Genomic DNA, 12,265 nt, shown 5'->3' with positions numbered 1-12,265 from the left:
TTTCGGTGCGGGGGCTTTTGCAGCCCCCCGCATGTGTGTCTACTTGAAGAACTTGGGCGCGTTCTGCTTGATGGCGTCGTCCATCGTTTGCGTGAACTGTTCAGGGGTGATGTTTCCCTGCACAAGGAGGACGAGTTCCTGCTGCAACCTGCCGTTGGTGGTTGGGTCCAGTTGGGTGTCCCACGGCATGGCCTGCTTGCTCCCGAGGCCGTTCGCAGCGTCGAGGGCCTTCTTGTACAGCGGCGTGGCGTTCGCCGGCACCGCGGTTTGGACGGTGGTGGTGGGGGACAGGGCGCCGGTTGCGGCGTATTCCGCCGGATACTTCCCCAGGGCGAACTTCAGGAAGTCGCTGACCAGCGGATCGTAGGTCTTGGAGTTCACGGCCATGCCGATTCCCGAGGGTGAGACGTACTCGTTCGCGGCCGTTACCGCTCCTTCTGTGGTGGGGAGGGTGAAGAAGTCGATGTCGTTCCGCACGGCAGGGTTCAGTTTGTCGGTGGCAAGGCTGGGGAGTTCCCAGGTTCCGATGTTGTACATGGCTGCTTGGCCGGAGGTGAACTGGTTCTGGGCGTCCGAATAGCCTTGGGCCGAGAATCCGTCCTGGAAGCAGTTGGCCTTGCCAAGTTCGGCCAGCCACCCTACCGTCTTTTTCCCGGCCGGGTCGGCGAATGAGGCCTCGCCCTTCTTCAGTTTCTGCACGAACTCCGGCCCGGCTTCACGGAACGGCTGGTAGGCGACGTAGCGTTCCAACGGCCACTGGTCCTGTCCGTCCAGAGCAATGGGGGTGATGCCGGCCTTCCTCAACGCCGTGCACATGGCAGGGATGTCATCGAGGGACTTCGGAACGGAAACGCCGGCCTTTTGCAGCAGCGCCTTGTTGTACCACATGAACTCGAGCTCGAACTGGAACGGAATCATGTACAGGGAGCCATCGTCGAAGCGCTGGTAGTCCAGGGCCCCGGGGCGGTAGTCGTCGTAGACCCCCAAGGATTTGAGCAGTTTGTCGGCGTCAACCATCTTGCCCTGCTTGGCCAGCTGCTGGGCGAAGGGGGTGGCGTCCGTGTCGAACAGTTCAGGGAGCTTGTTCGCGGCGGCCAACGTTTCGAGCTTTTGGATGTAAGAGGGGCGGTCCGGGGTGGTGATGAGGTTCAGCGCGAAGCCAGGGTGGTCCTTGGCGTAGTCATCGGCGAGCTTCTTCATGATGTTGATGACGGCGCCGTCGGCGGGCCGGGACAGCAGCCAGGAAATTTCGCGGGGCTTGATCTCGCCGGCAGGACTCACGTCAGTTGGGTTGCCCGCGGTGCCGCCGCCACCACACGCCGTCAGCGCCAGCGCGCAGGCAGCCGCAACGGCTGCGGCTCGGAAAAGTTTCTTCATGGGGACAATCTCCCTTGATTGGTCGGAATGATGGGTTGGGGTTATTCAGTTGTCGGTGCGTTGGCGTATCTCAAGTTCGGCCACGGTGACCGCGCCTTCGCCGGCGAAGACGCCGATCCGTCCGGTGGGGCGGTCGTAGATCCTTGCGCTCAGCGCCACTTGGCGGTCGACGACGGCGACGCACGTGTCGCCGTCGACCATCACCTCGAGCGTGTGCTTGCCTGCGGCGAGGTGGCAGGGGCGTTCCAAGGCGATGTCGAAGGGCACATCGCCCGACACCTGCCACTGGGCATCGCCGGTCACTTCACGGGGCCAACGATCGAGGACCAGTCGGCCTCGTTTGGGTTCGAGGCGCAGCACGTAGGACTGGTCGCCGTCGTGGCTTGACCGGAGCAGCAGCCCGCATTCGGTGGTGTTGGGCGCTATGTCGAACACGGCCTTCGCGTAGAACTGGCTGGGCAGTTCCTCGTTCGAGACCATGGCGGAGTAGTTGTCCGGCACGTCCAGGGTGGCCGGCATTGGAACGGGCAGCGTTACCGGCACGTCCTCCCAGAAGCTCTCCACGAGTTCGTCGGCAAAACCGAACCCGAGCGTCCCGTCCGGGTTCTGGCGGGCTTCCAGGACGGACATGGTGCCCGCCCACTGCCACGCACCGTCGTCGGCGTTGCCTTCCTTGCTGGCTATCCAGCCGAAGAAGAATCGCCGATCGTCGCGGGCGGCGCTCTTCGAAGCGTAGAAGGCGCGGCCGTCGATGCTGTCCAGCTCGGGTACCGACCATGGACCGGTGGGACTTTTGGCCATGCGGTACCTGGTGGTGAACGATTCGGAGAACTCGGAGTACACCATGTACCACCAGTCGCCCCACTGGAAAACGTCCGGGCACTCGTGGGTGATGTAGCGGCGCGGGTCCCAGAACGGATCCGCATAATCCCAGGTCATCAAATCCCGGGAGACGCACTGGGCGATGACACCCCGGCGGCGTTCGGGGCCCTTGGAGTGCCGGGCTGCGATGAGCATGCGCCAGAGTCCGCTTTCCTGATCGTAAAAGACGAAGGGGTCGCGCCAGTCGCCGGTCTCGTACCCCTCCGGTGCGCCGAAGGTGAGCTCCGGGTGCTTGGTCCAGCTCCGCATCCCGTCAGTACTGGTGGCGTGCATGACCAGTTGGAGGGGAGCGCCGTCAGGGCCCAGGTTTCGCGGATTTTGGCCGGTGTAGAACAGATGGTGGGTGCCGTCACCGTCGACTGTCACGCTGCCTGTGTAGGCATTGAAGTCCGGTTCGTCCTCGGTTCCGTGCGGCAGGGCGACACCGTGGTTTTCGAACTGGGTGAGGTCTTTGGTGGTGACCAGGTTCCATGCCGTTCCGGGCTTGGGGTGGGAGCGTTCTTCATGAAGGTAGAAGAGCCAGAACTCCCCGTCCTTCTCGAAGGGGATGAGGTCCCCAACCCATCCGTCGGCGGGCTGGAAGAAGACTGAGCGTTTCATCTGCGCTGATGTCCATTCTGCTAAAGCGTTTGATCACCATGAAGGTAGCGCAGGTCACATCCATTGATCAAGCGTTTTAGCAAAATATTCTTCCGGTGCTAAAACGCTTGACCGTTGCCTCGGGAAGCCACTATGGTCCTAGCTACCGATGACAAACCGCGCTCCCTCGACGCCGAGCGGGCTGACCTGGTCACCGTCATCGAAACATGTTCTCCAGCCCTATGACGGCGTAGCTTTTGCGCGCCCGGCCACACCCTGGCCGGCCCCTTTGTCACGCCCTCATGCCACTGAATGCTTGAGAGGAACCACTTCATGACGCTCGAATTTTCACGCCGAACAGTCCTGCAAGGGACGGGAGCGGGCGCTTTGGCGCTGCTCATGGGAGGCGTCGCCGCCGGAACAGCCCAAGCGGCGCCCTCCCTCAGGGCGGTTTACCACATGACACCGCCGTCTGGTTGGCTGTGTGATCCCCAACGGCCGGTCCACACCAACGGCGCCTACCAGCTCTATTACCTGCACTCCAGCATCAACAACGGCCAGGGCGGATGGGACCACGCGACCACCAATGATGGCGTCTCGTTCACCCACCACGGTGTGGTGATGCCGCTCCAACCCGATTTTCCTGTGTGGTCAGGATCGGCGGTGGTGGATACAGCGAACACGGCGGGCTATGGCGCGGGGGCGGTGATCGCCCTCGCGACCAAGCCCACGGACGGGATCCGCAAGTACCAGGAGCAATACCTCTATTGGTCCACGGACGGCGGCTTTACCTTCACAGCGCTGCCGGACCCGGTGATTGTGAACACCGACGGTCGCGCCGCCACGACGCCCGCGGAGGTCGAAAATGCCGAGTGGTTCCGTGACCCGAAGATCCACTGGGACACCGCACGGAACGAATGGGTGTGTGTCATCGGGCGGGCACGCTACGCAGCCTTCTACACCTCATCCAACCTGCGCGACTGGCAGTGGACCTCCAACTTCGACTACCCCAACCACGCGCTCGGCGGGATCGAATGCCCCGATCTGTACGAGATGACCGCCGACGACGGCACCCGGCATTGGATCTTCGGGGCGAGCATGGATGCATACAGCATTGGCCTGCCCATGACCTACGCCTACTGGACCGGTTCCTGGAACGGCACGGAGTTCACAGCCGATAACCTGACGCCCCAGTGGCTCGACTGGGGGTGGGATTGGTACGCCGCGGTGACGTGGCCGGCCGTGGAAGCGCCCGAAACAAAGCGGCTCGCCGTCGCCTGGATGAACAACTGGAAGTACGCTGCCCGGGACGTCCCCACGGACGCAACGGATGGCTACAACGGGCAGAACTCGATAGTCCGGGAGCTTCGGCTGGAGCGCCAGTCCGGTGGCTGGTACAGCCTGTTGAGCGCCCCCATCGCCGCTCTCGAGTCCTACGCGACAGCCACCGTTCAGCTTCCTGATCGCACGGTGAACGGAAGCGCAGTGCTTCCGTGGTCCGGGCGCGCGTATGAGTTGGAGCTCGACATTTCCTGGGATGCCGCAGCGAATGTTGGGGTGTCCGTGGGGCGTTCCGCCGACGGTTCGCGGCACACCAATATTGGCAAATACGGTGGAGATCTCTACGTGGACCGTGCGCCGTCAGACCAGGGCGGATACGCGTTGACGCCTTACACGCGTGCTGCCGCGCCCATTGACGCCGGCGCGCGGTCAGTGCACCTGCGGATTTTTGTCGACACCCAAAGCGTGGAGGTCTTCGTCAATTCCGGGCACACAGTGGTGTCGCAGCAGGTGCATTTCGCTGAAGGTGACACCGGCATTTCGCTCTACGCCGACGGTGGCCCAGCCACCTTCACCGGAATAACCATCCGCGAGTTCGGAACTCCCATCTAGCGGAGCGGCGGGGCGAGGGTTGCGTCGTTATCCACAAACGCAAGGACGCGGACGACGGCGGCCCTCGCCTCGCGCTAGGCTGGTTACCTCGGCTGATGCAAGTGGCCGCAGGAACCACCTATGCGGAGCTTTCCTCTTAATGTCCGATGACCTTGCCCTCGCCGCCCTTGCGGCGTCTTCCTTTTCCCTCCCAACTTTGCGCGACGGCCAACTGGCCGGCATGAGTGCCCTGGTCGAGGGCCGTGATGTCCTGGCCGTCATGCCAACCGGGTACGGCAAGTCCGCCACCTACCAGGTGGCGGCCCAGTACCTTCACAACAAAACGGGACGACCCGCCGTCGTGATTTCTCCCCTCATTGCCTTGCAGGAGGACCAGCTCGACGGCCTGGCCGAGGACCTGGGGGAGGGCGCCGCGGTCGCGGTCAACTCGTCCCACAGTGATGCCGACGTGGAGGCCGCATGGGAGGCAGCGGGTTCAGGCCGTGCCACATTCCTTTTCCTCGCGCCGGAGCAACTGGCCAAGCAGGAGACGGTGGACCGGATCGCCGCGATGGACGTCACCATGTTCGTCGTTGACGAGGCGCATTGTGTTTCATCCTGGGGTCACGACTTCCGGCCCGACTACCTGGACCTGGGAAATGTCCGCAAACGCTTGGGCAACCCGCCAGTGCTGGCATTGACCGCCACGGCCTCCCCGCCGGTGCGCGACGAGATCGTGGAGCGCCTGGGCATGACCGACCCACTGGTCCTGGTCCGCGGTTTCGACCGCCCCAACATCAGCCTCAACGTCGTCCGCCACCAGGAAGACAAAGGCAAACGTAAGGCCGTGGTGGAACAGGTCGCCGCATTGGCCAAGACCGACGGTTTGGGGCTGCTTTACGCCGCAACACGCAAGGACACGGAGAAGTACAGCAGCAAGCTAGCCGAGGCCGGGCTCCGTGCAGAGGCCTATCACGCGGGCAGGAATGCCTCCGAACGCGAACGCATCCACCAGCAATTCCTGGATGACGAACTGGACGTTGTGGTGGCCACGACAGCGTTCGGTATGGGCATCGACAAGGCAAACGTGAGGTTCGTCGTGCACGCGGACATCCCGGAGTCCCTGGATGCCTATTATCAGGAAATCGGACGTGCTGGCAGGGACGGGGAGCCCGCCTCAGCCATCCTCCATTACCGGGAGGAGGACTTGGGGCTGCGGAAGTTCTTCGGCACCCATTCGCCGGACCCCGAGGCTCTTCTCACGGTGTTAACCGTGGTGAAGAACGCCAAGTCGCCAGCTCCCAAGAGCGCCATTGCAGAGCTCACCGGCTTCCCGCCGCGGCAAGTCACCGCGCTGGTAAGCCAGCTCGAGGAAGCCAGTGCCGTTACCCCCGGAAAACGTGGCGTCCGGCTCACGTCCAAAGCCAAGCTGCCCGCTTTGGTGGAGCGGGCGGTCGAGCTGGCCGAAGCCCGGCAGCGCGTAGACCAATCCCGGCTCACCATGATGCGTGCCTACGCTGAAACGGACGGTTGCAGGCGCCAGTTCCTCCTGGGGTACTTCGGCGAGGACATGCCCCAGCCGTGCGGCAATTGCGATACGTGCACCGAGGCGGCGGACCCTTCCGAAGCTCCGACTGGTACGGACCCTGTGCCCGCAGCATCTGATGAGCCGTTTCCGCTTCAATCAACGGTGATCCACAAGGAGTGGGGGCAGGGCCTGGTGATGCGCCACGAGGATGACGTCATCACAGTCCTGTTCGAGCAGGAGGGTTACAAGACCCTGTCCCGCACTGCGGTAGTGGAGCACGAGCTGCTGAAACCGGCGTAGTTTGGCTGGGGTGTCAGGTGTTCAGCTCCAGCATGAGGGCAGGGAGTTGGTCGCTGAGCTCGCGGGCCAGGAAGCCCAAGGGACCGAGCTTGCTGGCCAGGCGATCGGCCGCGGCCGCGTGGAGGTGAGTGCCCCAGCACGCAGCCTGGGCGTCGCTGGTTCCGCGGGCCCGCAACCCGGTAATGGCACCGGCAAGGACGTCCCCGCTGCCCGATGTCCCCAAGCCGCCGTAGCCTGTGGTGATTTTCCATAGTCCTGCCGTGTCCGCGTCCGGGGTGGATGGCCCGGCAATGTAGCCCTGGCAGCTGACCACGGCGTCAAAGCGTTGGGCGATCTCCACAATGGCCCCTTCCAGAGTGTCCACGTCCCGGCCCAGCAGGATCCCGGCTTCCGTGGGGTTGGGTGTGAGGATCAGCCGGCCACGCCACGGCCCGATGTGGTCTTCCAGCTTGGTCAGCGCCCCCAGCGCATAAGCGTCAAGAACGACGGCGGGGCCGCCGTCGCCGTCCGGGTCACCGCTTTGTTCCTCCCGCTCCAGCAGCGCCCTAAGCATCGTCTCAGCCAGGTCGAGATCGTCCAGGCCAGGACCGATCAGGACCGCGTCCGAACCGTCCAGATAGGAAGATATCCGGTCCAGGCCTTTACCGGTTAAGGATCCGTCATCCGTTTCCGGCAGGCCCAGGGCCCCGCACTCCGGGAAAGCAACGCCCAGCTGCGCGGCCACGGATTCAGCGACCGCCAACGATATTTTTCCTGCACCCGCGCGAAGGGCGGCTGTGCCGGCAAGCAGAGCCGCGCCCGGGGTGGCACGTGCCCCACCTATGACCAGCACTGCTCCCCGTGAATACTTGCTGTCGCCCGGTGCCGGCAATGGCCAGTCACGCAGCAGGGAGGGGGTTACCAGAGTGGGCTCTTTGTGGTCATTGTGGGTGGACACTGGCGTCTCCGGAGTGCTCTGTGACCGTCACGCCTTGCTCGGCCAGGTGGTCGGCCACGTTAAAGCTTTCCAATTCCCAACGGCCCGCACCACTGGGACGGACATAGCGTGTGATCGAGGCATTGAGTACCGATGTACTCGCCGCAAGGTCCAGGATTTCGTCCTCGGACATGCCCTCCAAGACGTAGCGGATCAGCAGGATCACGGCGTCATGGCAGACCAACATCACCCGGTGGCCTGCCGCGAGGGTGTTGAGTTCGTCCAGGACCGAGCGCAGCCGCAGGGCAACGTCCGCCCACGATTCGCCGCCCGGCGGCCGGTAGTACAGCTTGCCGAGCCAGAGCCGCCGCTCGGCCTCATCCGGGTACCTGCTCTCCACTCCGCGACGTGTCAGCCTGTCCAGGATTCCCAGTTCACGGTCACGCAGGCGCTCGTCCGTGAGCACTTTCACGGGCCAACCCGCCGTTTCGACCGCGATTTCCGCTGTTTGCCGGGCGCGTGCATAAGGGGAGGACACTACGGCATCGGGCCGCAGCTCCTCTGCGATCCTGGCCAAGGCCGTTCCCAGGGCTTTGGCCTGCTCTTGCCCGGTCCCGGACAGGTTCACATCGGGATCCCTCGCAGGCACATCGATGATTTCCGCTCCGGACAGGTGCGCCTCGGTTGCGGCCACGTTGCCTTCGCTCTCACCGTGCCTTATCAGCAGCAACTCGACAGCCCCGGCCTCCTGCACAGCGTCTGTCAGTCCGTCCTCTTTCACTAAAGATCACCTTTCCGCGTGCTTTGCCGAATTCAGAACCCTACCCACTGCGTACCCACCGGACCAGAGACTAAACGTGAGGTGTCCGCAGTCGACCCCTGTCGCATGGGCCTCCTGTGAAGTAAGTTGCTCGCATGGAGGACTCATACCAAGTCATTGTGGTCGGTGCCGGATTCGCAGGCGTTGCAGCAGCCAAGGAACTTGGCCGAAAGGGCATTCGCGTCCTGCTCATCGATTCGAACAACTACCACCAGTTCCAGCCGCTCCTTTACCAGCTGGCGACCTCGCAAATCGGAGTCTCGGCCATTGCCCGGCCCCTCCGCTCGGTCTTCCGACGCTTCAAGTCCGTCCGGGTCCTGACAGCAAAGGTGGAATCCGTGGATGCGGCAGAGCGGTCCGTCACCACAGCGGAGGGCCGAACCCTGCGCGCAGAGGTCCTGGTCATCGCCGTCGGAGCCGTCCCCAACTTCTTCAATACTCCCGGCGCGGAGGAGTTCGCGTATCCCTTGTACTCAGTCACCGATGCCACCCGACTCGGTACAGGCCTCACCCGGTTACTGGACCAGGCCGACAGGAGCCCTGACGGATCCGTGGACGTTGTAGTGGTGGGCGGTGGCCCTACCGGGGTAGAGACCGCCGGGGCCATGGCAGAGAACGTCAAATACGTTGTCAGCAAGTACTTCTCGCCAGGCCTTGCTGCGCGGTGCAAAGTGCATTTGGTGGACATGGTTCCGAGTGTCCTGAACATGTTCTCCACCAAATCCCAAAGCTACGCCACGGAACACCTGACCAAGATCGGGGTCCAGTTGCACATGGGCGTCGGGGTCACTGAAGTTCGCAAGGATGGTGTGACGTTGGCGGACGGCAGCACCGTGCCTGCACAGATTGTTGTGTGGGCCGGCGGCCTGAAAGCCGGGGACCTGATCGCCAACTCCGGCCTCACCCAGGGGAGGGGAGGGCGCATCGATGTTAATCCCGACCTGACCGCGCCCGACGTTGACGGGGTCTATGTCCTGGGGGATGCCGCCAACATCACCGATTCCACCGGAGCCAAGCTGCCCCAATTGGGATCCGTCGCCCAACAAGCGGGCAAGTGGGCGGCCAACAACATCGTCGCTGACCTGCAGGGAGGCACGCGAAAGCCCTTCAGTTACTTCGACAAGGGGTACATGGCGATGGTGGGCCGCGGCGCGGCCGTGGCCGAGCTCGGACGCAAACGCCACCAGTTGCAGGGGCCTTTCGCTTTCCTGTCCTGGCTGCTGGTGCACCTCGCCCTGCTGTCCGGACTCCAGCAGAAGGCGCGTGCGTTGTTCTCCTGGCTCAACGGCTACCTGCTGCACAGCCCCGCGCAGGTTGTGGTGAGCGGACCGGTCGAGAAGGACCCACCGGAGCAAGCTCCACCCGGGACTGCCTGAACACCTGAGTGCACCGCTGGGCGCCGAACTGGGAAGATAGCAGGAGGACACCCAAACAAGGAGCATCATGTCACTCAAAGAACGCTTGAAGGCCGACGTCGTGGACCACATGAAGGCCGGCAACAAGGTCGCGCTTACCACCGTGCGCAACGTCCTGGGCGAAATCACCACCCGCGAGAAGTCCGGCAAAACGCCGGTGGAGCTCGACGACGCCCAGGTCACCTCGCTGCTGCAGAAGGAAGCTGCCAAGCGCCGCGACACCGCCCGCATCTACACGGAGGCCGGCGAAACCGACCGTGCCGCTTCAGAGGTGGCTGAAGCAGAGATCATCGAGGCCTACCTGCCCAAGGCCCTCACCCGTGAAGAGGTGGAAACAATCGTCGATGAGGCCATTGCTGACCTGAAAGCGGACGGCCAGGAGCTTTCCATGCGGTCCATCGGAGCCGTGATGAAGCCCGTTACCGCCAAGGTGGCAGGACGCTTCGACGGAAAAACCGTTAGCGAAATCGTGCGCGGGCGTTTGGGCTAAAACGGCTGGGCTGGAGCGGTATCACACCGCGTACGCGGTGAAGGCGGCAACATGCGTCGCTTCAGGCGTCGAACTCCTGCAACTCTGCCGTCATCTCGCCGCCAGCATCTCCGGTGTTGACAGTGCCTTTGGGCTCAATGAGGAGGGCGGAGACTTCGGCGTCAGCCTTGGGGCAGTGCTCTACGCCGCGGGGAACGACGAAAACATCGTTAGGGCCAAGAACCACGTCGCGGTCGCGCAGCTGGATTGTCAGCTCGCCGGAGAGCACCATGAACAACTCGTCAGTGTCGGGGTGCGTGTGCCAAACGAATTCGCCTTGGAGTTTCACCAGCTTGATGTCGTAATCGTTGATGCTGGTCAGCCTGTGCGGCTGCCAATGGTCGGAGATCGAGGCGAGGGCATTAGTCACGTTGTGCACGTCAGTCATTTGCCCAATGTAGCAGCGGAAAGCGAGCGTCAGCCCGCCCCAAGCAGCCGCCGCAAAGTCTCAGCGTTCCGCACGGCGTTACCACCGCCGTCGTTGTTGAAGTAGGCGTAAACGTCCTTGCCGGCGTTGCTCCACTCGCGGATCCGGTCGGCCCACCACCGGAGGTCGTCATCGGAGTACGAGCCACCGTAGAGATGCTGGTGGTCCGGGCCGTGCAGCCGCAGATAGACGAACGGCGCGGTGGCCCGGAGAATGCAGGGGAGGTTGGCTCCGCTCATGATGCAGTACGCGGCCTCGTGCCGTTCCAGGAGGGCATACACCTCGGGGTGGTCCCAGCTGTCGTGCCGGAATTCGACGGCGACGCGGATCCAGTGGGGCAGGGCAGCCAGGAAGTAGTCGAGCCGGGCGTCGTCACGGGCGAAACCGGGCGGGAGTTGGACCAGCAGCACGGCCCTCTTGTCGCCCAGTTCGTGCCAGCAGCGCACGATCCGCTCCACCCAGACTTCCGGGCTGTACAGCTTCTTGGCATGCGTGAGGCCTCGAGGGGCCTTGACCGACATGGCAAAACCGGGAGGCAGCCGGTTCCGCCAGCTGGCAAACGAGGTGTCGCGGGGCCAACGGTAGAAGCTGGCATTCAGTTCCACGGTGTTGAAACGCGCCACGTAGTGAGCTAACCGCTTGGCGGTCGGAAGGCCGGGCGGATAGAGAACGTTCTCCCAGTGGTCATAACTCCAGCCAGATGTCCCAATGTGGATACCCATGCTGGAAATGTACCCGCGTCGGATGCCTGCTAACGCGAGCCGCTACTGCTTCGCTGCGGTACTGGCCATGAGGGCCCGGAGGTCCTCTGCGACTTTGGCGACCTCACGTTGGCGGGCGCTGCGGATCGGCTTTGATCCGTGGACTGCCGGACGCTCCGCGCGGCTGGAGTTGTGCGATGGGCGGCGAATTTGGGGGTCCCGAACGGGCTGCACGTCAACAGCGACGGCGCCCTGGAAGGGATCGTGAAAGAGCGGGAAGTTCATGATCCCTGATCCTGACACAACGACAGAACCGCCGAAATGGACAGTTGCATATCGTCCCATGTGGGCGCTGTGCAGATGTCCATGCAGGCCTACCCCCACAGCGCCTTCTTGAGCAGTGCCCTGAGCTGCAGGTTTTCGTCCTCGCTCAGCCCTTCAAGTTGCGTCTGCTCGCACACTTCAAGTGCCGCCCGGGCCTTGTTGTGGATCCGGCGGCCCTCAGCGGTTGAAACGATGATCTTGGCGCGCCTGTCCTGCTTGCCCTGGGCCCGTTTGACCAGGCCGCGGTGTTCCAGGTCGTCAACCAGGCTGACTACCTGGCTGGGATCCAGGCTGAGGAAATCGGCCAGCTCGCGCTGGGTGGGTTCGAGTCCGCTGCAGGCGAGTGTCAGCACGGAAAACGACCGTTCCCGAAGTCCATAATCCGCCAGCGCCTTGTTGTTCAGGAGGGAGCCGGTGGCGTGGAGCTTGGCCAGCAGCAGGCCCACATCGTTGCCGATTTTGGCGGCGGCCAGGCGCGGGGTTTCCACTTCGGTGCTTTGCGGTCCCATGACAACTCCAATAGTAATGAAAAACAATCGTTGACTTTTTCAATGATCCGTATTCTCATTGATCATGACAAGGATCTCACGCCGCA

12 protein-coding genes are annotated in these 12,265 nt (G+C 63.3%); 4 read left to right on the top strand and 8 right to left on the bottom strand.

Annotated features, from left to right (window positions below; all coding sequences use genetic code 11):
- Window positions 1–39 precede the first annotated feature (39 nt).
- Together NEK97_RS06055 and NEK97_RS06050 are read right to left on the bottom strand one after the other, a co-directional pair.
- Window positions 40–1,377 carry an ABC transporter substrate-binding protein gene (locus NEK97_RS06055; RefSeq protein ID WP_257368989.1) on the bottom strand — a complete coding sequence of 446 codons (1,338 nt, stop codon included), beginning with the start codon at window positions 1,375–1,377 and terminating at the stop codon, window positions 40–42.
- Window positions 1,378–1,422: 45 nt separating this feature from the next.
- On the bottom strand, window positions 1,423–2,859 hold the full coding sequence (locus tag NEK97_RS06050) for a glycoside hydrolase family 32 protein (protein ID WP_257368988.1): 1,437 nt from the start codon (window positions 2,857–2,859) through the stop codon (window positions 1,423–1,425).
- Window positions 2,860–3,171: 312 nt separating this feature from the next.
- On the opposite strand from NEK97_RS06050, the gene NEK97_RS06045 reads away from it, so the two are divergent.
- Both NEK97_RS06045 and NEK97_RS06040 read left to right on the top strand, forming a co-directional pair.
- Entirely contained in the window at window positions 3,172–4,731 is a 1,560-nt protein-coding gene (locus tag NEK97_RS06045) for a glycoside hydrolase family 32 protein (protein ID WP_257368987.1), read from the top strand.
- Between the two features lie 139 nt (window positions 4,732–4,870).
- Entirely contained in the window at window positions 4,871–6,538 is a 1,668-nt protein-coding gene (locus NEK97_RS06040) for an ATP-dependent DNA helicase RecQ (protein ID WP_257368986.1), read from the top strand.
- A 13-nt stretch (window positions 6,539–6,551) separates the two neighbouring features.
- On the opposite strand, the gene NEK97_RS06035 is transcribed toward NEK97_RS06040, so the two are convergent.
- Window positions 6,552–7,475 carry an NAD(P)H-hydrate dehydratase gene (locus tag NEK97_RS06035; protein ID WP_257368985.1) on the bottom strand — a complete coding sequence of 308 codons (924 nt, stop codon included), beginning with the start codon at window positions 7,473–7,475 and terminating at the stop codon, window positions 6,552–6,554.
- Window positions 7,459–8,235 carry a histidine phosphatase family protein gene (locus NEK97_RS06030; RefSeq protein WP_257368984.1) on the bottom strand — a complete coding sequence of 259 codons (777 nt, stop codon included), beginning with the start codon at window positions 8,233–8,235 and terminating at the stop codon, window positions 7,459–7,461. The genes NEK97_RS06035 and NEK97_RS06030 overlap by 17 nt, the downstream gene beginning before the upstream one ends.
- A gap of 134 nt (window positions 8,236–8,369) precedes the next feature.
- On the opposite strand from NEK97_RS06030, the gene NEK97_RS06025 reads away from it, so the two are divergent.
- Window positions 8,370–9,650: an NAD(P)/FAD-dependent oxidoreductase gene (locus NEK97_RS06025; protein ID WP_257368983.1), complete on the top strand. Its 1,281-nt coding sequence runs from the start codon at window positions 8,370–8,372 to the stop codon at window positions 9,648–9,650.
- A gap of 67 nt (window positions 9,651–9,717) precedes the next feature.
- A complete protein-coding gene (locus NEK97_RS06020; protein WP_257368982.1) occupies window positions 9,718–10,179 on the top strand; it encodes a GatB/YqeY domain-containing protein in 462 nt (153 codons plus the stop codon).
- Between the two features lie 61 nt (window positions 10,180–10,240).
- Here NEK97_RS06020 and NEK97_RS06015 read toward each other — a convergent pair whose 3' ends face one another.
- From NEK97_RS06015 to NEK97_RS06000, 4 genes are all read right to left on the bottom strand, one after another.
- Window positions 10,241–10,606, bottom strand: a complete 366-nt coding sequence (locus tag NEK97_RS06015) for a cupin domain-containing protein (RefSeq protein ID WP_257368981.1) — start codon at window positions 10,604–10,606, stop codon at window positions 10,241–10,243.
- A 29-nt stretch (window positions 10,607–10,635) separates the two neighbouring features.
- Window positions 10,636–11,367 (bottom strand): DUF72 domain-containing protein, encoded by a 732-nt coding sequence (locus tag NEK97_RS06010; RefSeq protein ID WP_257368980.1) that lies wholly within the window; start codon window positions 11,365–11,367, stop codon window positions 10,636–10,638.
- A 42-nt stretch (window positions 11,368–11,409) separates the two neighbouring features.
- Window positions 11,410–11,631, bottom strand: coding sequence for a hypothetical protein (locus tag NEK97_RS06005; RefSeq protein WP_257368979.1), 222 nt, complete (start codon window positions 11,629–11,631; stop codon window positions 11,410–11,412).
- 89 nt (window positions 11,632–11,720) lie between these two features.
- Complete coding sequence (locus tag NEK97_RS06000; protein ID WP_211712778.1) at window positions 11,721–12,179, bottom strand: MarR family winged helix-turn-helix transcriptional regulator; 459 nt, start codon at window positions 12,177–12,179, stop codon at window positions 11,721–11,723.
- Between the last annotated feature and the right edge of the window lie 86 nt (window positions 12,180–12,265).

It is taken from the genome of Paenarthrobacter sp. UW852 (assembly GCF_024608385.1).
Taxonomy (GTDB): domain Bacteria; phylum Actinomycetota; class Actinomycetes; order Actinomycetales; family Micrococcaceae; genus Arthrobacter.
Note: the sequence above shows the minus strand (reverse complement) of the source record. Positions and strands in the feature narration are given on the sequence as shown.